Source organism: Brevibacterium sp. CSND-B09, from assembly GCF_052906525.1.
Genome location: NZ_JBREGI010000001.1, coordinates 3,786,724 through 3,812,786, shown reverse-complemented (window position 1 = coordinate 3,812,786; position 26,063 = coordinate 3,786,724). Strand labels below are relative to the sequence as shown.

Sequence of the window (26,063 nt, the reverse complement as noted above, 5' to 3'; positions counted from 1 at the left end):
GAAAGACAGTGAGGTCATGTCGCACTACTCAAAATCCGGTACGCACCCAAGACTCAAACGCTCGTTGCTCCCATTGGTGGCTACCGCGCTGGTGGCGGTCGCTTCGACTGCTGGCTGCGCACGCGTGGAGAATCCGGGGAACCCAGCACTCAGCCTGGCCGACTCTTATTCTCCCAAGCATCCATTCGGCAAGTACGGCGTCAGCGTCTTCCTCGCCGAGCTCAAGGAAAACGGTCTCGACACCGAGTACTACCCTTCAGGTCAGATGGGGAACGCAGAGGATCTCGCTTCCCTCATTTCCACCGACAACATCGACATCGGACCAGCATCGGCCGCTTACCTCGAGGACAAACTCCCGCTGTCCAGCGTCGGGGACCTGCCCATGATGACGACAGATGCCTGCGTCGCTTCTGATTCGATGATGGACCTCCTCGACGAGGACGGAATTCTCTATAAAGAGGAATACGAGGACCGCGGACTCCGACCGCTTTGGGTCTCGATCATCCCCGGGTACGAAGTGATGACGAGCAACACCAAAGTCGAAGATCCCGCCGACGTTCGCGGGCTGCTCCTCCGTTCCTCAGGCGGAGCATTCGACGTCACCATGGAAACCATCGGGGCATCAGCGGTGAGCATGTCGGCGGCAGATACCTACGAGGCGATGACACGCAACACCGTCGACGGAACCGCCATGCCATTCGTCAGCGTGCCCTCCTACAATCTCGAGCAGGTCGCCAACTATTCGACCAAGGGCCTCAACCTCGGCTCTGTCGGCATCCCGTATGTCATCAGTGAACGCACCTGGGATGGTCTTAACTCGCAGGAACAAGACAAAGTCACCGACGCTGCCGCTCAGGCTCAGCAATCGTTGTGCGATGGCCTCAATAAGGAAAAGTCCGAGGCCGAATCGCTGATGAACGACGCCGGAGTCCAATTCACACCGATCAGAGGCGAGGCCAAAGAAGAGTGGACTCTCGAGCTGAGCCGCGCGAAATCTGACTGGGCAACCAGCCTCGATTCAGCTGGCCTCCCCGGTACCGAAGTACTGACCGAATTCGAGAAGGCGGTGACCAAGAATGAGCGAAATCGATCAAACTCCTGACCCCTCTACTCATCGCTACGGCAGCATCCACACGGCGATCGTGTCCACATCAAAATGGTGTGCGATCATCGCACTCGCGCTGATCACTGTCCTCATGCTTACTGAGGTCGTGCTTCGATACTTCGCTGGAAGCCCCCTGGGCTGGAACGTCTCGTTCATCGAAAAAGTTCTGCTGCCAGCCATCGTCTTCCTCGGCATGCCGTGGGGCTACGCAGTCAGCGCACACGTCGCTGCGGACATGCTGTATGAGCACCTTCCGGCCAACGTGCAGTCAGCCGCACGATGGCTCAGCCTCATCGTCGTCTTCGTGGGAATCGCTGCGTTGGCCATCGCTGGGACGATCACAATGCTCGAAGCCCTCAAACACGGTGACATCCCACCGCCACTGTCATCCCAGCTTCCGATCTATAGCTGGATCTGGCAGGCATTCCTCCCAATCGGGAGCCTGTTCACCGCTGTAGTCATTCTCCTGGAATCCAAGACCTTCATCAAAGGCGGTGCAGCCTGATGCTAGTACTCACCATCACGGCACTCTTGCTGGCCCTCATCCTGCTCCGCATACCAATCGCCTTTGCCATCCTGATCAGCGGCATCGTCGGCCTGTTGGCGCTCGGCGGCCCTGCCGATGTCATCGGTGTACTGATGACGATCCCGCAAAGCGCAGTCAGCAACAATTCACTGGCAGCTATCCCGCTCTTCATCCTCATGGCACAGTTCGTCCTCCACAGCGGCGCACTCTCTAGCCTGTTCGACTCAGCAAAGGTCCTCGTTGGCCGAATGCGCGGCGGAACAGCGCATGCGGCTGTAGGGGCCGGTGCCATCTTCGCTGCAGTCTCGGGATCATCCACCGCTGCGGCAGCGACACTCGCTCACACCTCAACCGGCGAACTCATCCGCCAGGGCTACGACAAACGCCTCAGCGCCGGAGTCGTGGCCGCAGCAGGAACACTGGCGGCCATGATCCCACCCAGCGTGCTCCTCATCTTCTACGCCATCACAGCAGAAGCAGGAGTCGGACCGACCCTCATCGCCGGAATCATCCCCGGCCTCCTCGTAGCTGTGGCACTCGTCATCACGATCACCATTCTGATCACGTTCAACTCGTCATCAGCACCACGAGGCGAAGCCAGCACCGGACGGGAGAAGTTCCGCAGTCTTGCCGGCCTCTTGCCGATCGCTGCACTCTTCATCATCGTCGTTGGCCTGGTCTTCCTCGGCGTCACGACCGCAACCGAAGCCGCCGCAGTCGGATGCCTCGGTGCACTAGGACTGATGCTCGGCAAAAAGAAGCTCAACTGGACGAACCTGACAAAATCGTTCGCTGAGGCACTGAGCTCATCGATCATGATCCTGACGATCATCATGGCCGCCCACGTCTTCGGCCACTTCATCACTGAATCGCAGGTGACACCTCATTTGGTCGATTCACTCTCGGCGCTGCCCATTGCTCCGATCGTCATCGTTGCGATCATCGCCTTTGGCTACCTCATTCTCGGCTTCTTCATGGACCAGATGGCGATCATCGCGCTGACCGTGCCGGTGACACTGCCCGTTGTGACGGAGCTCGGTTTCGATCCGATCTGGTTCGGAATCGTCGTCATTCTGCTGGCCGAAATCGGGCTGATCACTCCACCACTCGGCCTCAATGTCTTCGTCGTCGCTCAAGCAGCCAGAATGCCGGTCGAGGATGTCTTCCGCGGCAGTATTCCGTTCGTCTTCGCGATCTTGGCCGTCGGTGTCCTGCTCTTCGCCTTTCCGCAAATCGTCCTCATATTGCCAGAAATGATGGGAAGTCTATGACGCACACACAACCCGCGCAGAATACTCAGGTCAAAGGGCCGCTCGACGGACTGATAGTTGTCGAGATCGCCACGGTCATCATGGGCCCCCTGGCCGGAAGGCTCTACGCCAAACTCGGTGCAGAGGTCATCCACATCGAAGCTCCGAGCGGAGATGTCATCCGACGGTCCGGCCAGTCCCGGAACCCCGGGATGTCGGCCGCCGCGCTCAGCCTCGGAGACGGGAAGAAGAACATCACGCTCGACTTCTCAGACGCCGACGACCAGCAGACGCTGAACGAGCTCATCGGAATCGCCGACATCATCGTCACCAACTACCTTCCACGACAACGTCAGAAATATGGGTTCGACTGGGATTCCGTTGCTGAGATCAATCCACAATGTGTTCTCATTACGGCCCAAGGATTCTCTTCGATCAGCCCAGAACGTGACCGGCCCGCGTATGACGACATCATTCAAGCGGCCAGTGGTCTCAGCGATGTCTATCGGAAATCATTGGGCCGGCCTCAGTACGCTCCGTACGTGGTCGCCGACAAAGTCTGCGCCCTGTCGATGGTCTATTCCGGGCTCGCTGCGATCCACCGCCGCCATATCACCGGACTCGGGCAGTGGGTCGATGTCCCCATGTTCGATGTCATGTCCGACTTCAACATGGTCGAACAGCTCAATGACTACACGTTTGAGCCTCCTCTGGGAGACGCTGGTTGGCACCGAACAATCAATCCCGCGAGGCGGCCACACCCCACCACAGACGGATGGGTCTGCATACTGCCCTACAACGATCGACAATGGAGAGACTTCCTCGCCATTGATGACCCAACCGTCGCTGACGGAGCTGCGCCTTATCCAACGAACCGGGACCGCAACGCCCATGTCGAAGAAACACAGGCTCTCATCGCGGAATTCGCTGCTCTCCGCTCGACAAGCGAAGTCATCAAACTCTGCCACGACCACGACATCCCGGCCCAAGCAGTGAACAGGATCGAAGACCTCGTCGACGATGAATACCTCAGACGGCGCGGAACTGTGGAACGGGTTGTTCACCCCACAGAAGGCAGCTATTGGCGAACCACACCGAACGTCGGCTATTCAGAATCACCACTGCAGCCAGTCAATCTGGCGTCACCGGCCGACGGAAATCGCGAGGCCATCATGACCCTCATCGAACAAAGGAGAAACAAATGACCAACGAATCGATCAAGCACTATGTCGGTGAGGAACTCGAAGCCTACACTCCGCCGCGCCACACATTGACATCAAATCTCAGGCTCTTGCCCGGTGACGATGCCAACGGCGAAGTCTCCGTCGTACGAGGAACGATCGAGCACGGCGGGTCTGCACTCCCCCACCGACATCTCAAGAGCACCCAATTCCTCCACATCCTCTCGGGCCGCTGCTCAGTCGAACTCGGTGCACAAACCCTCGAGCTAGGCGGAGGCGACTCAGTCCTGATCCCGACCGACGTCGTCCACCACGTCGAGGTCCTCTCATCAGAGCCACTTGAGCTCATCAACGTCTACTACCCCGCCCTTGCTGCCGACGACACGATCGAATGAACATGAAACGTCGGCATGCGGCCGAGCGCGTCATCTAGGCTGGCTTCATGGTTGAGAAGCACCGGACGGTCAGCCGTGTCATCGGCATCCTCGAGTTCGTCGTGCGTTCCCCCAACGGCGCGACACTTTCTGAGATCGCTGAGCATCTGGACGCTCCGAAGTCATCCGTCTACGGTTTCGTGCGCGGACTCGAGGCAGAGGGCTACTTGAAGGAGAACGCGGCCGGGCACTTCGTCTTCGGCCTAGGCGCTCATACCCTGCTGGCGTCACAGGCGACTTCCCTCGTCGAACTTGCATCACCAGTGATGAACAAACTCGGACAGGAGCTCGGTGAAACCATCACCCTCGCCCTATTCCTCGATCACGAGCTGACCTACGTCCACTCGGTCCCGTCCAACCAGCGGATCGGCTACAACCCCGAGATGCACACCCGCCGACCGCTCTGGCCCACGAGTGCCGGCAAGATTCTTCTGGCAGCGTCTGAGACTCCAGAGCTCAAGGCGCATGTCTTAGCGTCAGAAGATCTCGACGAAGAGACCCTTGAAGTCGAAATCGAATCAGTACGGAAAAGAGGCTACGGTCTCAACATCGGCGAAACCGTCGCAGATGTGTCCGCATTCGCTCTTGGGCTCAAGATCGGCTCGTCTTTGGCCGCAGCAATTACGGTCGGCGGCCCAAACGTCCGAATGCGGCCCCATATTGAAGAAATGGTCGATACTGCTCGTTCGGCGATCAGCAATAGTGGTCTCGACGTGTGGAACTTTGCTTAGATTGCAACAGCTTCTTATATTGACGCCGATCCAACTGTGGTCAGTCCTAACCAATGCGATCCGCGCGGCGTGAGAAAGCTGTGTTTCTCGTATCACCTTTACCTCACCCGATCTCCCTCTAGCTGGGCCTCGATGGATACCTATCCGAAGTCAGCATTTCCTCAGTACTTCGCCGTGCCGATTCGCTGTAACCTTACCGTCGAAGACCGCAAACTCGCCCCCGATGAGTACGGTCGAGACTCCGCTTGCGAGTTGCCAAGGATCGCCGTACGTCGAATTTTCTCGGACTGTGTCAGGATCGAATATTGCCAGGTCAGCAATGTTTCCCTGTGCGACTAGACCGCGATCGACCAACCTCATCCGTTCGGCTGGTTGACTGGTCATCTTGCGGACAGCCTCTTCCAGGGTGATCAGGCCTTCGTCGCGCACATATTTGCCCAGTACCCTGGCGAATGTTCCGAACGAACGGGGGTGCGGCATACCTTCCCCTTCGGGCTTCAGTGTCCAACCGTCGCTCGCGACCGAGACGAGCGGATGAGAAAGCACCTTCGAGACGTCGGCAGGATCCATCGCGTGGTTGACAATCCCGACAGAGGCCCCGTGAGCTGCGAGGACACGCATTGCAGCTTCTTCTGCGTTACAACCCTCTGCTCTACCGATCTGCGCGATGGAGCTCCCGATCGCCCATGTATAGTCGTCATCACTGTGCCCGTTACCGAGAGCAGAGATAACGACTCCCTCAGGATCGATGTCTCTTCCAAATCGAGCTGCCATATCGCTTGCAATCCTCGATCGCGTCATCGGATCAGCGAGTCGTTCCATCAGTGCCTCTTGCCCACCGTCCATCGCATATCCGGGCAGTCTTGAGGTCAGTCTCGTACTTGAGGCTGTGTATGGATAGACATCGGCTTTGACATCGAGTCCGTCCTCTCGCGCTCGTTCAATCCGTTCCAGCGCGAAAGCCGGCGAGCCGTAGTTCTCGGGCCCCATAGCTTTGAGATGGGAGATTTCCAGCCTGGCTCCGGCGACAGCGGCCGCATCTAAAGCTTCATCGACTGCGGAGAGAAGACTATGGGACTCGTTGCGCATATGAGTCGAGTAAAGCAAGTCGTGCGCTGCAGCTTCTGCTACTAGCGCAGCTACCTCGTTCGGCAGAGAATACATACCCGGAGCGTAAATGAGTCCACTGGAGAATCCGTATACCCCAGCTGAGGCCGCCTCCGCGACCTGTGCCTTCATCGAGGCCAGCTGGTCCATATCCGGAACGGCGTCGACCGGTCCCATCACGTACGAGCGAATACTCGACAACCCGACTTGCAGAGCGATGTTAATACCTGGTCCGATTGCTTGCACTGCCTCGGCGAACCCCTGAGCTCCGGTCCAATCGGCGGTGAACTCTGCGTCAAGGTGGGCATTGTCACGCTGGACCTGAGCAACTGACCGTGCTGGGAATGGCGAGGACCCGCAGTTTCCGACAAGAGCAGTGGTGACGCCTTGCAGCAGTTGTGTCTCCGCTGCCGGATCTGCCATGACTGAGAAGTCAGAGTGGGAATGCAGATCGATGAAGCCAGGGGCAAGCACTTGGTTGTGAGCATTGATTGATTGACGCGCCCGTGCTTCGTCCAGCGAATCGACATCGCTTTGCGACTTTTCGCGCTCCGCCTCGCCAGAAGCAGTCTCGAGAGTGTCGGAGACATGGACGATTCTTCCGTCGCGGATCCCGACTTCCCCGTGGAATCCCGGACGTCCGCTGCCATCGATGATGTGTGCGTTGGTGATGAGAAGATCAAACATTGTTTACCTCGTTTCGACGAAGAGAATGAGGAAGTACATGATGCAAGCGGGAACTAGGAGCATCCATCCTGTGAACAGCATATTGCGGAGGTTCGTTGACCGTGCGAGCCCCATGACTCCCACCATGTTTCCGTTGGGGAACGGCCCGTATGTGTCTGCTTTCGATGCGAAGAGAAGCACAATGACCCACGAGCCGGCGCTCACACCGAGCGTAGTTCCGAGTTCGCCGAACACCTTGTCGAGCAGAACCACCTGCGCCGCAGTAGCTCCGGGTACACCGACCCAGCCCAACAAAGCGATGATGATCGTGAAGACGAACGGGGACGCAGATTCGAGCTGTGCGCCGAACAGGTCCATGACGACGTCGAACGGAGCCAACTTGTCGATAATGATGAAGAGGGCCGCTAGCAACCAGAAAAGGATGAAGATGCTGATGACCTGCGAGCATCCTCGATAGATGGTGGAGACGATGTCCGCTACTCTCATCCGACTTGCGATGGCAGTGACGACACCGAGGATAGGCAAAGCGAGAAGGGGGAAAGTGGTTCCGGCCGACGTGACAGCGGCGAAGACAACAGATACTGCTAAGAGTGCGAGAAAGACGAACGTCGGCAACCGCGATCCGGGGGTCTCACCAGATTTCGCTTCTCCTACTTCCTCGGCCGAATAGAAGTCATTCTTTTTGGCCGTCCAACGCTGCATCAGCGCTACCACTGGCACTCCGACTACCAGGGAGAGCAGGGCAATCGGTCCGCCACCGTAAAGGACGTACTGTCCGTAGTTCACCTCGGCCGCTTCCATGATCGCGACATTCGAGCCTGCGAACGGCGCGAGGGCAAGCCCTGCACAACCGCCGATGAAAAGCATCGACGCCGTAGCCGACTTTGTGTACCCAAGCCGAGCTGTAATCGGGAGGAGAATCGGTGCGGCGATCGCAATGGCACCGGCCAGCGTGCCGAGAGCCGCCACCAGGATCAGGCAGGAGGCCATGACGCCGAAGACCATCATGTTTTTGCCGCTTCGTCCGAACACGTGCATCACGGTCGAGACGATGCTTTGGGCAACACCGGTCACTTTGAGAACCTCGCCGACACCTGCACCGAGCATGATGATGAGGCCGATGATCGTGATCTGGTCTGCCAACGATTCTCCGAGCATCTCTCCGATCTCGATGGCTCCCATCTTCGAGATGATGATGCCTGAGACCACCGCGACAACAGTCGCTACCACGATGTCCATCCCCAGGATCGCCAATACAGCGTAGAGGACGATTGGGAGAAGCCCCCACAGCGTCGGACCATCAGACATGAACGCTGCGACAACGGCGAGGACAACGCCAATCGTAGAGATAACCCAGATCAACCTTGATCTCCCTGGAGTTAGCGCCGTCTCATATGCATTGGATGACTTTTTCGAAGTTGGTGTATCGGGAAGAGCTTCGTTGCTCACTTCATTCTCCTAATTCAAGAGTTGTGCCGTTTTAATAAGGTTTCGTTAGATGGAGGCCTCAGCAAGGATTTCATCAGTTGTCTGTCCTCGCCTGAGAAGCACGTATTGCTGATCCCGATCGCCGTAGTAGGCGTAAATTGGGATCCGAGGCAATAGGTTGTAAGAGAAGTGGTTGCTGAAGTAGTACGCTCCAGTTTCTGGCACGGCCACAATGTCTCCAGGCTGAAGAAGCGGCAACATTGTGTCTCGTGCTAGAAGGTCACCAGCGAAACAGGCGGGTCCTGCAATATCGTGAGCGACCAGTTCTCCCTGTTCTTTCGGCAAACCGTCGGCATCAAAGGGCAGAATTCGCAATGGCCAATCTTTCGGCGCATAGGCGGTTCGAGTCGCCACCTGAACGCCCGCATGAGTAACTGCAATCTTGCGATCGCCTGCGGACTTCACATACTCAACGCGTGTCACAATCGTTCCGGTTTTGGCGAGGAGAGCTCGTCCGAACTCTGTCACGAGGTCGAAGTCGAACAGTTCAGGAACAGCGTCTTCGAGGACCTTCCGATAGTCTGCGAAAGTAGGCGTGACTTCGTCGTCGGCGAAGTTGACTGCAAGCCCTCCCCCAATGTCAATGCGCTTGATCTGCTTATCACTGCCTCCACGGCGCGCAGATAGATCATTGACTTCCTGAGCGAGTGCAACTACCTGCGAAATTCCTTGTGCAGCGTGTTGGAGGCTGACCCCTTGTGAACCCGAATGTATGTGAATCTGCGTCATCCAAGGGCGGTCCAGATAGGCTTGAACAACTTCCGCCCGGGTACCAAGATCAGACAGGCCAATACCGAACTTCGAGGTCTTCGATGCCGTGCTAAGTGCTTCGATCTCTCCAGAGCCCGTCTGAGGATTGATCCTCAGACCGATCACTGGCATATCTTTACGGGTCGATAGAGGCTCCCGATCAGACAGAATTTCATCTACGCGGCTGAGTTCGTCGAAGTTGTCGATGTTCATCGACACTCCGAGCTCAAGCCCTTGTCTCAGCTCAGACCAGGTCTTTGCTGGTGAGTCGAAGACAATCTTGTCCGGAGAGAACCCAGACGCCAGCGCCAGCTCAAGCTCGCCCCTGCTCGCAACCTCACAGCCAGCCCCCATATCTGCGTACCTTTGGAGCAGCCCCCTGACCGGTGCAGCCTTACACGCAACCGCGTGGAGAGCTGTCCCGGGAATAACAAAAGCTGCCTCAAGATCTTTGAAGAGGACGTCGACAAGGTCGAGATCGATCAAGCCCACTAGTGGCGTCTCGTCGCTCAAGTGAGGTAAGCCGGAGCCCGAAACGTTTTGTACGAGTGAATAAACTGCCTGCGTCCGCTTTGAAACGTGGTTGCGTGGGAGAGATTCGGGCGGCGTTGCACTGAAAGTCGTTGGCATGATCCCAATCGTATGCACCGAACTCACGATAGAAGCCACAATGACTGCACATCATTAGATAGATTCCATTGTGCGTAATGCACAATCTATGCACTAAAGTCGCTGTCTTGGTCCATGGAGCAAACTAGTCGACTACCAGATGCACTCTCAATCAAGCCGGAAGCAGTTGTCAACACTTTTCGGCGGCGGGAACTGCGAAGATTTACTCTCCATAAAGGCGATCGGATCTCTTCACAATTGGCCTTCCATCGCAATTTTCTGGACCGACTTGGCCAGTCGCTCTCAAGAGGGCAAGAGCAACGACAGACTTCTTGGTCTGTATACACTGAAGAGTCACAGGGACACACAGGCTCCCTCTTAGGTGGTGCCTACGAGACGCAGTTGACCAGCACCCCGAACGCTCGAGCTCTCACAGGTTCAGCTGGCCAGGCGGCACTTCTCGTCGGGATTAATGATCGCTCTGCACAGCTCCGACAGCACCGCCTTCGCAGGCCAGGCCCGTCGGAAGAACAGCATGATCGACGCGTCATCGATTCTGTCTTCCGGAATGCCGGCCCCACGGCACCAGTCGGCCCAGAAGTCGGGCGGCTCGTCGGCGATTATCATCCCGTCAGATTGCTAAGGACCCTGGAAACGCGTTCGAACATATGTTCTAATTAACGTATGGACCTTCATTTCTGGAACACGGATCGGCTCTCTGCCTGCGATGCGAAGGCCCGTCGACGCTTCGTCCGCGCCATGGGTTTCGCTGCTTCAGGACATCCGGATGTCATCAGGCTCAGCGAAGTGTCGAATACAGCCCTGAAACACTTGGACCGTTTCGCCGACGACCACGGCTATCGGCTGGTCCACCGCAGTCGCGACGATGTCAGAATTCACGTGGCGCTGATGATCTCCGATGAGCATCAGGTCGTAGCAAGGAACGTCTTCACTTCGATCGACGAGTCCGACGGCACTTTGGACAGCGAGGTGGTTATCGCGACGGTCGAGGACGGCACCGGCTCGATCTTCAGCATCGCGGCCGTCTACAACTATTCCTCTTGGCCTCATGTTCTGACCGATGCCCAGGACTTCACCGACCGGCATTCCGAAGGTCGGTTGGTCATCGGAGGCGACTTCAACATGGCCAGAATGCTCGACGACGATAAGGAGCTGCAGCACTTGGGCAGCGTTGCATTCGATCGCATCAATCACGACCTGGGCTGGGTCGAGGTCTCCCCTGGTTCAGCCGAAGACGAAGTTCCCACGTGGCCGGTCGGCCCCTCGGCCGGAAATCGGCCACGCCAGCTCGACCACGTCTTCGTCAAGGGGCTGGATGAATTCTCTGTGGAATGCTCAGTGATCATTCCACCAGAAGAGGACGTCCGCCTCTCCGATCACGCGCTCCTTCGGACCCATCTCGCCCACAGAGCGCCGAGGCACTCAGGGGGCGAGATCGGCGAAACCCGGGCCGAGGTCATACGAAGTAGTTCGCGATCGGTCCTTTCGGCACGGTGATCCACACGTGGTCCCACGTTGACGTCGGCACGGCTTCGGGGTTCAGGATCCGCGCTTTCTCGGCGGGCAGCGCAGGTCGGGTCTCCACCCATCGACGGGTGGTCACAAGGTCGAGATGGTAGCCGGTGACGACTCGAATCAGTCCCCCGTCAACGAAGCCCTTCATCGACGGGAAGAAGAATGCGCTGTTCAACGTCGCACGGCGCAGCTTCGTCTCCGACAGCGGCCACACCCCTTCGACCCCAGCCAGTCGCTGAATCGGGGTAAGTCCGTCTCGATTGAGGAAGTCGTAGCCGGCGAACCGTCGAGTCGTCCCGTCACTTAGTGGATCGACGTCCGCGCTGTCGCCCAACGGCGTAATGCTCACGCGAACAAAGTCGAGGCCCTGATCCCCGATGACCCGCGTACGGGAGAACAGGTCCTCAACCTGCCGGGAATCGACGAGGCCCGGGCCACGGGAGCTGAGCTTCCCGGACTCGATCAGGTCCTCGATGCAGACCTTGGTGGCTCGAGGTGGGATCGTAGTCTGGTCGCCGATGTTCGGCGTCTGCTGGCTCAGCAGCGCGGTGGCGCTGCGAGCCGCTTCCTCGGTGGAGATGTCGGACATGTGGATTCCTTCTATTCGGTGATGGCCCGACGATGTGCCATTCGGATCGTCGCCGCGCCGTTACACCCATTACACTACATGACCCTCCCGGGGGTCATACATACTCGAGGCAATCTCAGTCATATTCTCGATTCCGGCTCACGCGACACCGTCGTATTTCCATGCCCGATAAGCGCAGTTACCAGACACCCAGCCAAGCTCTTGGACTGCCATCCTGTAGTCAATGAGGCCACTGTCGATGGGCACAGGAAACTGATACGGGTTCACATCTACCGAGACCCGGATTGCGGAATTGTCACGACACCCGTGCCCGACGGCTACGAGCCGAAGCTCTAAGAGGAGCCCGGATGTCCAAACAGATCATGCGCTATTTCGTATTCGGCCACCTGCCCGCCGGCGCACACTGCTGCACGGTATGACGTACTCATTTCGTCGACCAGAGAGAGTTAAGCCTGAGGATCCGCTAGCGAAGTGGGCTAAGTACAAGCTCAAGGCTAAGGCCGCACGCGCTGAGAAAAAGGCTGCGAAGAAGGGCGCAAATAGCAATGTTGCCCCAACCCCACCTCAGCGTGGGGTAGGGGCCATCTGGCGTGTCCGCTTCGAAAGAGTTCAACGAAGGGTGACGTCGAGCACCTGCTTCTCGCCGAGGTGGTTCTCCCAGGTCACATGCAATCCACCGTCTTCCTCTCAAAGGGTGGAGCTAGTTCGAACTGGACATGTTGGCCCGGTATCAACTCGGGTACGTTGATGTCATTGCGCATGTCACCAGTGATCGCGACGTGATACGCGGTGGAGTTGTCGTTACGGAGAGTGCATCTTTCGCTGTTGTTCTGAATCAGTTCCAAGGCTCGCTCCTGCGATGGATGGGCAACTGATTATTGTGGCGCTGGCGTATCCGGCGGTATAGTTTCGCTCGAATACTGACACTGCCTACGCAGAGCCTCACTTTCCGGCTCCGTGGTAGCGAGCTGAATTTACAAACAGCCCCATCCGGGAGGCCCTCGACGTGATGCCGAGGAGTCCCGGAGGGGCCCTTCGTGTTTGTCTACTTGTCGTCGATAGGGCCTGTGAAGTTCACGTCATACACAGGACCTTCGCCATTCAGGGAGGCGAAGGTGTACGACGCCGTTGCGGTCTTAGCTCCCTCGGGGAGCTTGACCAGGAGTCGGACGCTGGCCGACTCACCCGGACCCACCTTGTCAAAGAACGGCTCATCGTTGCTGCCGTCGAACAACTGCCGAGCCGACCCCTTGTCGGTGGTGATTGACCCGAGCGTGCTGCTGGATGCGTCGAAGACGTTGTCCCCGTTGTTTTGGATCTGGATTTCGAGAATCCGAACCTTCGCACCCGGCTCCTCGCCGGTCTCGTCCATAGTCTTTGACCCATTGAACCGGGCTGCCACGACCAGGTCCTCGATGTCGAGCTCGTCCCCGAACTCAGCCTGCAGTCCGCCTGACTGAATCTGGTCGTCAGTGGCGGGCTCCGCCTGCTCGAACTCTCCTGCGAACTCAGCAGCCTCTGGCGTCTGCGTGACGGTGACCGTCTCGACGGGCTCCGACTCGCTCCCCGAACATCCTGCAAGCATAAAGGAAGCGGCAGCAACAGCCACCGTAAGAATTCTCTTCATGGTCCAATCCTATTTGTAGTTCACCAGGGGAAATCCCGCCACGGCTAACGGCTCGATAACGTTTCCTGGATCCGCAACCGTGGCTTTACGCTACGGTGAGGTTAGGGCCATTCCCTGTTCTACGACAGACCTCGCGTGAGCGCCGTATGAACGGCCTCGAGCCCGTCAATAGCGTCCAACATGGCGGACTTCAAGGATTGGGTATGCTCGCCAGCTATTTCGAAAATCTGATCGAGCTCATACGTATTGCGGAATGCATCGACGCCGAGCTCGTTGATGAGTTGTAGGAGTTCTTGGAGGCTTAGTTCACGGTTCGACGACTCGATGCGAGAGACCTTCCCTTGATTCCAGTGGCCTGCTTGCCTGTCATTCAGGCGGTCGGCTAGTTCACTCTGGTTAAGGTTGAGTCTCATTCGCCCCGTTAGCACGGCCTGCCCGATCGGCACGTAGCTGCTGCCTGTCACCTGGTCCTCCTGGAGTCGGGGCCATTTGTCTCCGTCGACCTGTATTTCCGCAAGCGCTCTTCGATGCTGGCCACAGATCGCCCTAACGCCGCGGCCCGTTCCGCAACCGTGAGGTCGGTGCGTGTCACCGCGAAGTCGATGTCGTCGCGTTTCCATGGCCGCCACAGGTTCGCGGCTCTCGCATCTTCGCGCTGCCCAACCTCGACTTCCCATTCGCGAAGCCACCTACTCGCCGTTGAAGTGTTCACGCCGACGGCAGCTGCAATGTCGGCAATGCTCTGCCCGGCCCCACAGCCCAGGGTAGTCTCGTCGCGCAGGCGTGCCTTGTCCTCGACCATCGCATGACGCTTGGTTAGAGAGATGGAGCTGATGCCGCGCCGGTACCGGTCATAGCAACGATTGCACAGACCACGCGCAACCGCGTCCCGGTCACACCGCACTGCGGCACAGGTACTCATGCTGGGTTCATCGTTGAGGGCATGGCAATAGAGTAGCGGAGTACAACACTTGGGTTTCGATCAAGAGTGCGCTCATGCTATCTTAAGCAGTACAGGACGCGTGTAAACCACGTCTCCCGTATCGCCTTCAACCCCGCCCAGCGGGGTTGTCGTGCATCTAGGGCCAGATTCTATGACGGCCGCGATTCAACGCAGGCATAAGGCCCGCAATCATACGTCGTTTCAGAGCGAGGGCTTGGTCCGACTTTTCGGTTGCCGTCTTCTCTCGATTGAGTATGTAGGTGACGAGGTCGGCAGCTTGAACGCACCGGCTGGTTTTGGATTCGAGGAATTTGAAGTCGGAATGGCAGTTCCGCAACCTGCTTGGTTTGTAACCGTAAATGCCATTCTGTTGAGCAAAGTTCAGCTGTTCACGGTGGTCATCAGCCGTGTGGTGCTCATCAGCATGGAGATAGACAGTAGACCGAAGTCGACCCGCGTGCTCGTCGATCTTCTCGAGAAGGTGCGACATTGCCACGTCTCGCGGCTGCCACGGATGGATATAGCGTTCACGAAGCGCTCGGACGTCAATGCCCTCGAAGTAAAACGATGCTCCCGATGCTGAAATTGCTTCAAGCGCCCGAACATAGATGTTGCCCACCACACGAAGTGGGACCCTTTTCCACTTTCCGCGGCGCTGCATCATTTCGTAACCGTGAAATTCAGCTGCCGTAGTGACGTTCACATGAGGACCGGCGAACTCCGCTAGAAGGCCGTCCAAGCTTGTCTCAATCAACTCCATCTGTCGATCCGTGGCCAGTAGTGCCCCGAGAAAGTAATATTCGCCGTCTCGCTCCGACTCATCGATAAATGCTGAGAGCCTAGGTGTACGCGCCCGCGCCTCTTGTAAACCGCGCGAGCGCTGTACCGTCGAAGTAGCGGCCGCGTCCTCAGCGAACGATGCAAGCAGAGCTTCGGAGCTACTGAGCACGTTCGTAAGCTCGAGTACTTCGGCGTCCGTGAACTTCAAGTGTCCGTCACTGGGAAATGGCACTTCGCTACCTCAACTGAAAATTCTGACCGTCAATACATAGAACTTTAGGCCCTGGAACTCAGCGAGATTACACTGTCTGAGCTACACGAGTGCTGGTCATTTGCAGCGCAAATTAGATCTGTGTGGAATTGCGTGGAACTAGGTCCAATTTGACACCGCCAACGGGGCGACTTTGTTACTCGAAAGTTACGGGGCGACTGTGGTGCTCCCAAAGACTTCGACGCTTGCTTTGCGGGAGCACCGATCAGCTCGAATTGAATCGACTCCTTCGGCCACTGTGCCGAGTTTTGTGCCGAGGCTCCTCTCCGTTGAATCCAACGAAATGCCCCTCTGATCATCATTTCTGCTGATCAGAGGGGCTATTGCCGAGCCGCCTGCGGGAATCGAACCCGCGACCTGTTCATTCTGGAAACGTAGTTACCTGAGAGTATGCGGACGGCCCTTAAAGCGGATGGAGTGAACGTGTGGCCCGGGGACATGGTCGAATTATGCCCGGAAGCCGCACGGTTACTGGTGTGGCCGACTTCGGCTCAGAACGCATTGTAAACGCATCATTTCCCCGGCCACCACACATCTTCGGGTGACAGCCACACCCCGATCGTTGAGCTCGACGAAGATCGCCCCCGTCGAACCCTAACCGCGTAGGCGTGCCGTCGATGCCAACAGCACCGTCGCGTTCGAAAACGACACGGGCACGCACTCGCATGGGTGAGCGGTTCTGGAATGATCCGCGTGCGCCGGCGTCGTTGCGGGTCTTCTGCCAGTATCGCCAGCTGGCCGTGCCATAGTCCTCGGTCACGGGGTCATCGGTATCCATTTAGGCGGATCGTAGGTGTGGGTTATCCCCCAGTTCTGATCATCAGGCTTGTAGTGGGTGTCCTCCGTCGTCCAATAGTGGACTTCCATCCACTCTCCACCGCTGAAGGTACTCGAATAGTAGAGAACGAGGCGAAATGTGCTTGAGGTGAACTTCTCATGCAGGCCAAGGTCGCACCCAGTATGGGACCGCATGTTGCCTGCATAGGTCACCGGATCGCTGAACCATGCGCTGGGCGGCTTCGGATCCGCGAATATGGGGCCGAGGTCCTGCCTGCTCGACGGACCGCCATCCCTGCCCCACTCGACTCGGCAATCTTTGACGTCGTACTTCGACTTATTTGTCACTGTCAGTCTCAGTGGAGTTTTCGAGTCACCTTTGTTGGGTCCGAACGTGAAGGGGGTGACCCTCAGGGAGAGCTGAGGGCGGGTCGCCTCGGCGAGACCTTGACGGGCTTCCTTCGCCTGTGCGCGGTTCGCCTCGGCCGTGCGGAAGGCCAGGAACGCAGCGGAAACGGTCCCCAGTGTGGCGACGAACTGCGCCCACGCTCCGACGCGCACGCTGGCGCTATCGTCCGCAATGACGACTATCACGATGAACGCTACGACCGCGATCGCGGTCCCTATCCCTATCCATTTGCGCATCCCGCAATCGTAGTCGGAGGGCATGACGAATGGCCTCGACCCCGCCGTAAAGTGAGGCACGAGCCATGCTGGGTCCGCTTATCAATTCCGAAGCCCTCGACGATGAGCCCAGCATGACCACCTGCGCCGTCGTGTGGTGCGACCGGGATGCGATCGCTCGTGGCCAGTGCGGACGCTGCTACGGCAGATATCGGCGTGGCATCATCCCCAATGCGCCGAACCGTGGCCACGCGGTGGCCAAGAACAAGGAGTGGATGCGCGGCGAGGTCACGGAACGGCGTGAGGTCGGCCAGAGCATCGCCGACATTGCGGCCGCGGTCTGGGTGGGCACGTCCACTGCACGCAAGTGGCTTCGCAAGTGGGGTGTGAGGTCGGGGACCGTGCCGAGGCGCGTCTTGTGAACCTATGGCAACCATGGAGCAGGGAGGACCTCGAGTTCGCGGTGGGGCTCACTGAACTCACGGTAGCGGAGCGGGCCGCAGCGCTCATTCTGTACGCTTGGATACCACTGGGAATGCAGGAAGTGTGGGATTGTGCGTACTCAGGATGAGATGAACAAGTAGCTTCAGCAATCGTGTAGACCGTCAGTGAAGACGGTGGTATCTTCTGTGGGTGTCGGCTCTGGGTCTACCGTGACCGTGTACCCACGGTGGGTGCATGCCACTTGTATGGGTTGTTTCCGTATTGTGACCGGGGTCGGCCGGTGATACTGGACGGTTCCGTTTACGATTCTGTCTACGCCCTTATCGCGGGCGGCATCATTTAATGACGGGAACTACCTGTGAAGAACCTTCTGTATTCATACCCATGGATGTTTTACGTGTTTCTTGTGATGGCTTTCGTAGCCGGTGGAATTGGTGCCACGGCTTCGGCCGACGGGTCTGAGTCTGGCCCGGAGCCTGGCCCGACTGTCACGAAGACTGCCACGGTCACTGAGACTAAGACGAAGACTGTGGATAAGACGCCGAAGGACTGCAAGAAGGCTCTCGATTTGGCAGATAAGCTTTCCGAGAAGAGTAAGCAGATGTATCGGATTGCTGGGTACGCGGTGAGTTATGCGTCCGGCTACAACGATGGTTCGGAACTGGACGAGTCTGAACGGTTGGCCGATAAGTTGACTGATGAAATCAAGGCGACCGAAGCCAAGTATGAGAAGGCTGCTGAGAAGTGTCGTCAGCAGTAGCTGGTTCATGTCTTCTGCAGTGTGTGCGCCGGCCGGTTACATACTCGTGTGTGCCGAGGCAACAAAGCATCCAATAACCAGGGTCCGAGTAACATTAGTTCGCCTGCTTTCGTTTGGTCAGCTGCCGTCCCGAGGTGAAAGGTAGGACACCCGGACCTGCGGCTACTCGCTCGCGCTTCCTTCTCAGGCGTTCCGCGGTGGCGAGTCCGTTGCGCACCGTGTGTGCGTCGTGGCCCTCTCGGGTTCGAACCGAGGTCTGCACCCGTGTTCCAGGAGTAGCTCTACCTGTTAAGGAATGGGCCTCCCCGGTCCTGGTCGTGGCCCGTCGGGCGTCCGCGCGCAAAGCGCATCGTAACCGCATGGTTTCCGGATTTCGGGCAAAAGAGCAATCCCTCCCAAACCAGCGTCTGTACTGGTGGGAGGGACTGTTGCCGAGCCGCCTGCGGGAATCGAACCCGCGACCTATTCATTCGCAACTCTATTGCTGGACGTAGAAATTACCTGCGGCTGAGAAGCGTCAACGAATCCACGCCTAGTTGGTCAGCGAGCACGTCCACGGAGTCCAGGGTGAGGTTTCGCTCTCCGCGTTCAATACCAGCTAGATATCTTGGACTCACTTCGAGAAACTCTGCCAACTGCTCTTGAGTCATATCTCGTGAATGGCGGATGTCGCGAACCCGCGCACCCAGGACCACTTTGAGAGTTTCTGACACCCGTTAAGCGTATCGTCGGGTAGCGATAACTTCCAGGTAGTCATCGCTTCCACTACAGTGTGATCTACGTCCTCGTAAACGAGTTGCAGCTTCAGTTCAGACCCACTTGGGCGACAACTCGGGGACGCTCAATTCGTCTCGACGAGAACTCCAATAGGCATTTCACCGCACAGCTTGTGTATCGCTTTGGCTGCCTCAGAGCGCGGATCGCATTGCAATTTCACTTCGAGAGGAGGTCGGCAATGATAATAGCAACTCCCCCCCCCCAAACAAAAAAACTTAGCCAAGGTGATTTCTAAACGCCCCGGAATGTATCTAGGCGGGGATAGCTATAACCACGCAGTTGGCTTTCTCGCGGGATTGGCTAGCCTTGCAGCACTGAGGAGAGCAACCGCAGACGAAGCCCCAGAAGCAAATATGGGGTTCAGTGCCGAAAGCGGTCCTAACCTGCTCGCGCGGATCGCCGAGGTCCAGCGAGAGCCGAATACCAATGATCGTGAGGCGATTTGATCGCTGGAGCCATTGTTGGCAGAGGCACTTTCGGAGGTTTTGTGCTCCGGAACAGTAATCGAGTATCCAGCCGAAGCTCAGACCGCTTTCTTAGTTCCTTTGCACAGTGGGAAACCTGTGCACCCATAGAAATCGCCGAATTTCCCTGTTCTTAGGGTCATTGTTCGCTTATTGCACTTAGGGCAGATAACCGGGCTGATCGATTCTCCATCGACGTTCCTCACTGCAACTTGGTTCGAGCTCACGAGCTCGAGCAAGAATGGTGACTCACGTCCGCTGACCGTCATCAACAATGCAGATCTTCGTGCTCGGGTGAGCGCAACGTAGAAGAGTCGGCGATCTTCTGCGAAAGGATATGGGTCTCGCGCGACCACCGCAAGCTGCAAGAGTGGATCGTCTTCGATCGCGCTGGGGAACCCGAAGCGCTCGAGGCCGAGCACGACGATGTAGTCTGCCTCCTTACCTTTGGCAGCGTGTACAGTACTAAATTCGATCTCGAGATTTGAATAGTTTCCATTCAGTGAGCCCTCGGCATTGTCGCGCAAATAATTATATCTACCGAGCACCAATACAGAAGTGCGACGGTCGCAGTCTGCGTCGAGACTGTAGAGATACTGCCTAAGTGTTGGGTCATATTGGTCTCGGTCCCGAACACTGACAGCAAGGATGCTCTCGTCTGCGTCGTCAGCGGATGAACTGACTTGCTTGACAATTTGAGCAGGATTCTTCGTCACGAAGTCTCCGGCCACATCGCACAGAGACTGCGGAGAACGGAAGGTCCGGCTCAGCCAAATTGTCGTTGATTGCCCAAACCAGTCGTCGAACCGAGTCATTACCCCGAGATCGGAGCCAGCGAATCTGTTGATCGACTGCCAATCATCACCGACGGCGTAGAGATACGTCCCCGAGCTCTTCAGCAATGATCGGACCAATGCGGCGCGTGAGGCGCTGGTGTCCTGCATTTCATCGACCATAACGAGTCGGTAGGGGCTCTGCCAACGACCTGCCTCGATGTGATCGGTCGCAAGATTGAGCATGTCTTCGAAGTCGATCTTCCCTTCAGACTTCAGCCGACGATCCCATTCCACTGCGATAGTGTCGAACAGCTTGAGGAACAACCGTTCCCGGATCCCATTGCCAGCTCGACGCTTCAACTGTTCAAGACTGAGTTTGTTGCCTTTGACATGCACGAGGAACGACCGCACCAGTTCGACCATCTTCCGGTCACTGATCGGCTCTTCCCCCGGCGCTTCTCTATATGGGTTCTCCTCCAGTTCGACACCGAGCCTGCGCAGCTCGGCCTCCAGATGATCGAATCCTGAGCCGTCTCTGATAGATGCCGAAGTCGTCTCTATGAGACGTGTTCCGAATCGGGTATGAGTTTGTCGACGCCAGTCCATGCTCTCCGCGTAGCCCTCGAACTGCGGAGCTGGGTTACCGTCCGCACCAAGTGCCCAATGCTCATGCCACGTGTCGATATCGGGATAATAGAAGTCCGGTTCGTATTGCCGATGGCCAGCGTCAGCGACGTCTTGAGAATAGGGACGCTCGTACTCGTAGTTCACCCCGTTGATGAACAGCCAATTGGCAATCATCACTTCTTCCTGGCTCTTCACGACTTTGCCATCGAGGGTCCCGAATCCGCTCTTGCCGGTGGTACGGTCCGATCTCTCGATATCGACGTCCTCACCGAAATCGGCGAGAGGACGTCCCAGAACGAGTCTGAATAGATCCCAGTCGCGCCGAAAGCGAGGGTCACTATCACGGAGTCCATCGACTGTTTTGGACATTCTCCCGATACCGTTGTCGTGGACGAGGTCATCAGGCGTGGAGGGCTTGCGGCCGGTCGCCTCCCCGATCACTCGTAATCCGAAAGCGTGAAAGGTACTCGACGCCACGGCTGCTCCGTCGTCGCCCAGTCGATCTTTGAACCGGTCGGATAGTTCAGCTGCTGCTTTGTTGTTGAATGCCAAGGCAAGCACTTCTGCTGGTTGTGCGATTCCACGGTGGATCGCGTAGCCTGCTCGTCCCACCATGGTCGAAGTCTTACCGGATCCGGCGGATGCGATGACGCGCACTCTGTTGTCGAAACAGACGGATGCACGAATCTGTTCGGGAGTAAGAGGAGATTTCTCGACAGTGTTGAAATACTCCGCCAACTCGCGAGATTCCCACTTCAAAAAATCTTCGTTCCGCTGCCTGACATGCTCGGCTAGCCTCATTGTTCGGCATGCGGTCACTGCAGACCATTCCGCCTTTGGCTTCTTGAAAAGCTCGTCAACGAGCACTGGATTCTTTTCAGCTTCGGTCCACGCCGACACATCTGGTCGTATCTTCTCTAGTGCAGAGACAGAATCCTGATCAGCCCACCGCTGACCTTCGAGGAGTACTCTGACCTGGGTCCACCATTTCGCTGCATCGGCCCCATGAGCGGAAGCGATTGAAAGGAGCTTGAGAGCGTTCTGTCGCTCCTGCAGTTGAAAGTCGAAGGCAATTCGAACTTCTCGAACGGCGTTGCGAGTGAGTCCAGTCAGAACGGTGTTCTCGCCAGAGGCAAGGGCAATGCCGACTGTCTTAGTCGACTTATCTGTGTCGAGTCGTCGCACATTGATAACGTCTGCGCTGAAGGGCTGAGCAATACCGTCGACTCTGAGTCGACCGCCGTCGAGTGAGAGTTGCCACGAACCTGCTCCTTTGAACAGCCTGGCGAACCAGCCGGGTTTCCACTCTGCCACCGCAACTCTCCTTACCGATCGAACTACTCTGTTCCCCAGTCCGCTCAAGACTGCCTCACTGTCGCAATCGACTACGAATCCACCTTCTCACATGGCAACTAAGTTTCTTGGGCTGTCGGTAATCAGCTGAGCATTCGACTCATCTATCAACTGACCAACGACGCTGTCTAAGTCGGAGCCCGTGCATGCAAAACCTCCAAGTTGCGAGAGCGTTATCAGTCAGTCGAACGTCTGTACCTTTCGTCAAAGCGCAGAGCTTCTACTGATTCTGCAAGGTTTGCCGTTTCTGCTGCGTTCTTCTGGCTTGCTTTGGCGATCGTTCGTAGATTCCCCAGCGCAGAGTCGGATGAGACAGGTTGCCCTTCAAGCAGGATCAACCACGCGTTGAGAGCGAATTCGTCGCTCAATTGCGTGCCGTCGATTCCTGAGTAGGAGATGGTTACATTCACTTCATTTGGAAGCTCGTGGATATTCCGGGTCGACGGATTCTTCAGGGTGTAGTCATTCATCCACCAGTTACTTGCGAAATTTTGGCCGGGCGCAATTACCGAAATGGGAGAGTCGTATCGTTCGCGGAGTCTCCAAGCAGCACTATCCGGGTCTCCAGATGGAATCGGCGGGTCAAAGATGACTGCGACATTTCTAGCCGGGGTCGATCCCGAGTTCTTCACGATGAGCTGCACGGTCTCGTCGCTGTTCTCTGCCAATGCGAACTCAGCTGTCATAAATGGCTGAGCTTTCTCGCGACTGTCACTGGAGGTGCGATGAATTCCCCACCCAGCAAATGCGGCAGTCCCAACGGCAGCAACCGCGCCCAGACTACTGCCTACCGAATTGACGATCTCAAAAGCTGTCATACGATCATGATGCTCCGCCCCACTGACACAACGTCCTAAGAGTGCAGAAGAGCGATCGAGTCCGTCTGACAAACGAAGGGGAGGGTCAAGAGCGAGGAAGGTCGTCAGCTCGTTCGAGCTGTATTGCTCGGCAGGTATGCTCTTCGGCATGGGGCGGGGCAGAGTCGACTTTTCACGAGGCATCAATCGTCTATCGTCGTATGCCCGAATTTTCGGACATGCCAACCCAAAAGCACACGAAGTTTGGCTCGGCTGGACGATCGGTCTATGGGTATCCAATCTCCGGTCTAAATACCGAAGAGGAAAATTGACTGAAGAGCAGATCGCTGAGGCCGAATCCATCGGAGTCAGGTTTCAACCGCCATATCGAGATCGCAAACCGAAACCTCCGACCCGGGCAGAACGACGAGAATCAGACCTGCTCTCTCGGCTGAGCAAGCTAGAGCCGTTCTATCGCAAACACGGCCACATCAATGTCAAGCAGCTTTACGGAGTCGACGGCTGGCCGGGCGCAGGACGCTGGATCGCAGCTCTTCGTGCGAAATACTGGCACGACACTTTACCTGAATCGGTGGTCCGAAAGGCCGAAGATTTGAACATTCGGTGGAACATGCACGGAGGGAGCCAACGAAGCAACCATCAGGACGACTAACACTATCGCACAGCGGTGAGGGCAACCGGTCTGCAGACAGTATCCAACCAAAATGCCCTGGCAGCAGACAACCTCGAACGGGATTCTGTCTACGTTGACTGATCAATTCAAGCTGTCCCACGGCCCGGCCACGACCCGCCCAGCATAACTAGCGACACGCGAAATACTGGCACCCATCAGAAAGCCGTCGTTACAGTCTCCAAGCTCGCTTCAGAAAACTACCACTAGATGGAAGTGATAAGTTCCACTAAAATCAGCGTGATGGGACCGTCTGAAACAGTTAGACAAGTGGCTAGCGCAATGCCATCCCCTTCTGGCTGGTTTCTTTTGGCATTCCTTGGACCGATCTACGCACAGCCTCGAGGTACAGCCTGATGCATACCCTGCCGTTGATGTCCGAAGAAGTAGAGAGCCTCATCGAAGCGTCGATTGCAAACGACACTCCACACCCAAACTGCGCTCCCGAGCAAACATCAGCGCCCTCGTTCAACAGCTCGATCCGAGCGCAACACCGGATCTCCCCGTCGTCCACGAGTATCGCTGAGCCGTCAGCTCTGTCTCTCTACAGTGATGCCTGCGCGTGTAGTCAGACGTCAAGACGCAAGCCCCAGTACCTGCTCGAAAATCTTCGCCGCGCAGGAGCCGCAATGGCAGAAGACGCACCACCTCTGTCACCTGCACAAATCGATCAAATCGTCTCAACACTGAGAAACTCTGATTAGTCGTTCTCAACAGTAAGCGCGCTTGCACGATGTGCCTTACTAACGCTCGGCGTAGCGCTTCAGTATTCCAATTGCGAGCCCGGGCGGGTCAGCCCCTGGGCGTCGGACTGGACTCCGCGTTGAAATGACTCCTTCAATTAGGGTCTTTTGCTTGTGAACACGGAGCGGCACCGCTAGACCATTCGAAGCAAACACTATTGACTTGCACCCACTACGGATAATGAGCCAGCTATGTCCGCGAACAATACTCTCGCTCCGTTCACTCGTCTCGTCGCTTATGTGGGCAAGCCCGGTCGTATCTGCCACGTGCTCCCTGTCCCGGAGGTACGGAACCCGCACCCACGGGCGCTACCTGATGAGCGACACCGATGACGATCGGGTCGAGTTGCCGGAGGAGATCTACGAGGTCCTGCTGCACGTCGTAGACGTGATGCTTCGGGGACCGTCCGTCACGGTATCGCCGACCTCGCGGGCGCTGACCACACAGCAGGCCGCTGATCTCCTGGGGATAAGCCGACTCACGCTCATCAAGGCTCTCGAACAGGGTCAGCTGCCCTACACCCACTCAGGCACGCACCGCCGGATCGGTTTGACCGACGTGCTCGACTGTCGCGAGCGGCGGTGGCATCCCCAGTACGCGGCCATCGATGCTCTCTCCGTCGACGTCGACGAGACCAGCGACATCGACGAGACCCTGGCCGATCTGCGCCGCGCCCACAATACGGTGGCGTGAAGCGCCGGACGTCGTCGGCTTGCTGAATGTGCTAGTTTGAAGCCACCACATCCCCCACGCCTCTCCACGATGCGCACTTGGGGGATTTTCACTGCTTAGGTCCAAGAGGAGCGCGGAAGTCGCAGTAGAGCCGTGCTCCCCGCCCAGCTCGTCCCCGCGGAACTCTGCACTACGACAAGCCGGCCCCGGAGTTGAATGAGCTCGTCAATCGCCTCGTCGACCGAGGGCTGATCGTACTCAATCGTGAACGCGCGCTGCGGTACCTGCGCCACATCACAGCTACTACCGCCTGCCGCTGTACATCATCCCCTTCCAGCAAGGCAGCACGGATCAACTCCAGCATGAGAACACGTCCTTCCACGATCTGCCCGGCCAATACATCTGCGCCCGCCCTTTCGCCCGCTGATCATGGAGGCCCTCGAGCGCGTCGAAGTCGCTGCTCGCCCAGCACTGACGAATCACACTTCGACGACCTACGACGCCCCGTAATGGTGCATAGATGCCTCGCAGCTCCGCGATCGCAACTAGCACGCCGGGCTGCTGAGGATGGTGAGAGTCAACTGCGACAACGGCCTCCGCGGGACACCCGACGCTGGCAAGGCCTCCCTGGTTCACCCTGCGGCGCTTGAGCGCTACCTCACTGCGGCGCTTGAGCGCTACCTCACCACCTTCGGCTCCCCCGTTACCTTTTAAGAAACCCCATCATCCATCAGGATGGAAAGGGGTCGCTGGACTGACCGATGGTAGGGCTACTTTGAAGGTAACGGGCAACCGGTCTCATCGTCTGTAGACCTCTCGACGATGCCGGACAGCCGCCACGACGTCGAGCAGCTATAGTCCTGGACACCCCCGAAAAAGACTGTTGCCCCGAGAGTCCGAGCCTTGAAGTTCGAATAGTCACCGGGACATTACATGACCCAGG

24 protein-coding genes and 1 tRNA gene are annotated in these 26,063 nt (G+C 57.3%); 11 read left to right on the top strand and 14 right to left on the bottom strand.

The window, feature by feature from the left end:
* Positions 1–16 precede the first annotated feature (16 nt).
* From dctP to ACU4IU_RS16995, 6 genes are read left to right on the top strand one after another with little or no spacing between them, the layout of a single operon-like run.
* Positions 17–1,102 (top strand): TRAP transporter substrate-binding protein DctP, encoded by a 1,086-nt coding sequence (gene dctP / locus ACU4IU_RS17020; protein ID WP_446657400.1) that lies wholly within the window; start codon positions 17–19, stop codon positions 1,100–1,102.
* A complete protein-coding gene (locus ACU4IU_RS17015) occupies positions 1,077–1,610 on the top strand; it encodes a TRAP transporter small permease (protein WP_139908208.1) in 534 nt (177 codons plus the stop codon). The genes dctP and ACU4IU_RS17015 overlap by 26 nt, the downstream gene beginning before the upstream one ends.
* Positions 1,610–2,902 (top strand): TRAP transporter large permease, encoded by a 1,293-nt coding sequence (locus tag ACU4IU_RS17010; protein ID WP_139908209.1) that lies wholly within the window; start codon positions 1,610–1,612, stop codon positions 2,900–2,902. The genes ACU4IU_RS17015 and ACU4IU_RS17010 overlap by 1 nt, the downstream gene beginning before the upstream one ends.
* A complete protein-coding gene (locus ACU4IU_RS17005; RefSeq protein WP_446657399.1) occupies positions 2,899–4,086 on the top strand; it encodes a CaiB/BaiF CoA transferase family protein in 1,188 nt (395 codons plus the stop codon). Before ACU4IU_RS17010 ends, ACU4IU_RS17005 begins: the two co-directional genes overlap by 4 nt.
* Positions 4,083–4,457 carry a cupin domain-containing protein gene (locus ACU4IU_RS17000; protein ID WP_139908211.1) on the top strand — a complete coding sequence of 125 codons (375 nt, stop codon included), beginning with the start codon at positions 4,083–4,085 and terminating at the stop codon, positions 4,455–4,457. Before ACU4IU_RS17005 ends, ACU4IU_RS17000 begins: the two co-directional genes overlap by 4 nt.
* 47 nt (positions 4,458–4,504) lie before the next feature.
* Positions 4,505–5,227, top strand: a complete 723-nt coding sequence (locus tag ACU4IU_RS16995) for an IclR family transcriptional regulator (RefSeq protein ID WP_446657398.1) — start codon at positions 4,505–4,507, stop codon at positions 5,225–5,227.
* Positions 5,228–5,377: 150 nt separating this feature from the next.
* Here the strand turns inward: ACU4IU_RS16995 and ACU4IU_RS16990 are convergent, their stop codons facing one another.
* The 4 genes from ACU4IU_RS16990 to ACU4IU_RS16975 all read right to left on the bottom strand — a co-directional run bounded on the left by ACU4IU_RS16990 (position 5,378) and on the right by ACU4IU_RS16975 (position 10,495).
* Positions 5,378–7,021 carry an N-acyl-D-amino-acid deacylase family protein gene (locus tag ACU4IU_RS16990; protein WP_446657397.1) on the bottom strand — a complete coding sequence of 548 codons (1,644 nt, stop codon included), beginning with the start codon at positions 7,019–7,021 and terminating at the stop codon, positions 5,378–5,380.
* A 3-nt stretch (positions 7,022–7,024) separates the two neighbouring features.
* Positions 7,025–8,470, bottom strand: a complete 1,446-nt coding sequence (locus tag ACU4IU_RS16985) for a Na+/H+ antiporter NhaC family protein (RefSeq protein ID WP_446657396.1) — start codon at positions 8,468–8,470, stop codon at positions 7,025–7,027.
* Positions 8,471–8,515: 45 nt separating this feature from the next.
* Entirely contained in the window at positions 8,516–9,889 is a 1,374-nt protein-coding gene (locus tag ACU4IU_RS16980; RefSeq protein WP_446657395.1) for a diaminopimelate decarboxylase, read from the bottom strand.
* 417 nt (positions 9,890–10,306) lie between these two features.
* Positions 10,307–10,495 carry a hypothetical protein gene (locus ACU4IU_RS16975; RefSeq protein WP_446657394.1) on the bottom strand — a complete coding sequence of 63 codons (189 nt, stop codon included), beginning with the start codon at positions 10,493–10,495 and terminating at the stop codon, positions 10,307–10,309.
* A 57-nt stretch (positions 10,496–10,552) separates the two neighbouring features.
* Between ACU4IU_RS16975 and ACU4IU_RS16970 the strand changes: the two genes are divergently transcribed.
* A complete protein-coding gene (locus ACU4IU_RS16970; protein WP_446657393.1) occupies positions 10,553–11,386 on the top strand; it encodes an endonuclease/exonuclease/phosphatase family protein in 834 nt (277 codons plus the stop codon).
* On the opposite strand, the gene ACU4IU_RS16965 is transcribed toward ACU4IU_RS16970, so the two are convergent.
* The 7 genes from ACU4IU_RS16965 to ACU4IU_RS16935 all read right to left on the bottom strand — a co-directional run bounded on the left by ACU4IU_RS16965 (position 11,346) and on the right by ACU4IU_RS16935 (position 17,060).
* Entirely contained in the window at positions 11,346–11,993 is a 648-nt protein-coding gene (locus ACU4IU_RS16965; protein ID WP_446657392.1) for a hypothetical protein, read from the bottom strand. The genes ACU4IU_RS16970 and ACU4IU_RS16965 overlap by 41 nt on opposite strands.
* 1,045 nt (positions 11,994–13,038) lie before the next feature.
* Positions 13,039–13,620, bottom strand: a complete 582-nt coding sequence (locus ACU4IU_RS16960) for a hypothetical protein (RefSeq protein ID WP_446657391.1) — start codon at positions 13,618–13,620, stop codon at positions 13,039–13,041.
* Positions 13,621–13,739: 119 nt separating this feature from the next.
* Positions 13,740–14,084 (bottom strand): hypothetical protein, encoded by a 345-nt coding sequence (locus ACU4IU_RS16955; protein WP_446657390.1) that lies wholly within the window; start codon positions 14,082–14,084, stop codon positions 13,740–13,742.
* Positions 14,081–14,422, bottom strand: coding sequence for a helix-turn-helix domain-containing protein (locus ACU4IU_RS16950; RefSeq protein WP_446657389.1), 342 nt, complete (start codon positions 14,420–14,422; stop codon positions 14,081–14,083). The genes ACU4IU_RS16955 and ACU4IU_RS16950 overlap by 4 nt, the downstream gene beginning before the upstream one ends.
* 277 nt (positions 14,423–14,699) lie before the next feature.
* Entirely contained in the window at positions 14,700–15,551 is an 852-nt protein-coding gene (locus ACU4IU_RS16945; protein ID WP_446657388.1) for a DUF3800 domain-containing protein, read from the bottom strand.
* Between the two features lie 392 nt (positions 15,552–15,943).
* Positions 15,944–16,026 (bottom strand) — tRNA-Leu (locus ACU4IU_RS16940).
* Between the two features lie 344 nt (positions 16,027–16,370).
* Positions 16,371–17,060, bottom strand: a complete 690-nt coding sequence (locus ACU4IU_RS16935; RefSeq protein ID WP_446657387.1) for a hypothetical protein — start codon at positions 17,058–17,060, stop codon at positions 16,371–16,373.
* A 41-nt stretch (positions 17,061–17,101) separates the two neighbouring features.
* On the opposite strand from ACU4IU_RS16935, the gene ACU4IU_RS16930 reads away from it, so the two are divergent.
* Together ACU4IU_RS16930 and ACU4IU_RS16925 are read left to right on the top strand one after the other, a co-directional pair.
* On the top strand, positions 17,102–17,437 hold the full coding sequence (locus ACU4IU_RS16930; protein WP_446657386.1) for a hypothetical protein: 336 nt from the start codon (positions 17,102–17,104) through the stop codon (positions 17,435–17,437).
* Positions 17,438–17,988: 551 nt separating this feature from the next.
* Positions 17,989–18,219, top strand: a complete 231-nt coding sequence (locus ACU4IU_RS16925) for a hypothetical protein (RefSeq protein ID WP_446657385.1) — start codon at positions 17,989–17,991, stop codon at positions 18,217–18,219.
* Between the two features lie 497 nt (positions 18,220–18,716).
* Here the strand turns inward: ACU4IU_RS16925 and ACU4IU_RS16920 are convergent, their stop codons facing one another.
* The 3 genes from ACU4IU_RS16920 to ACU4IU_RS16910 all read right to left on the bottom strand — a co-directional run bounded on the left by ACU4IU_RS16920 (position 18,717) and on the right by ACU4IU_RS16910 (position 23,034).
* On the bottom strand, positions 18,717–18,914 hold the full coding sequence (locus ACU4IU_RS16920; protein ID WP_446657611.1) for a helix-turn-helix domain-containing protein: 198 nt from the start codon (positions 18,912–18,914) through the stop codon (positions 18,717–18,719).
* A gap of 605 nt (positions 18,915–19,519) precedes the next feature.
* Positions 19,520–22,177 (bottom strand): UvrD-helicase domain-containing protein, encoded by a 2,658-nt coding sequence (locus ACU4IU_RS16915; RefSeq protein WP_446657384.1) that lies wholly within the window; start codon positions 22,175–22,177, stop codon positions 19,520–19,522.
* Positions 22,178–22,392: 215 nt separating this feature from the next.
* Positions 22,393–23,034, bottom strand: coding sequence for a hypothetical protein (locus ACU4IU_RS16910; RefSeq protein ID WP_446657383.1), 642 nt, complete (start codon positions 23,032–23,034; stop codon positions 22,393–22,395).
* A 136-nt stretch (positions 23,035–23,170) separates the two neighbouring features.
* On the opposite strand from ACU4IU_RS16910, the gene ACU4IU_RS16905 reads away from it, so the two are divergent.
* Complete coding sequence (locus tag ACU4IU_RS16905; protein WP_446657382.1) at positions 23,171–23,686, top strand: helicase associated domain-containing protein; 516 nt, start codon at positions 23,171–23,173, stop codon at positions 23,684–23,686.
* A 1,077-nt stretch (positions 23,687–24,763) separates the two neighbouring features.
* Positions 24,764–25,141: an excisionase family DNA-binding protein gene (locus ACU4IU_RS16900; protein ID WP_446657381.1), complete on the top strand. Its 378-nt coding sequence runs from the start codon at positions 24,764–24,766 to the stop codon at positions 25,139–25,141.
* Positions 25,142–26,063 lie beyond the last annotated feature (922 nt).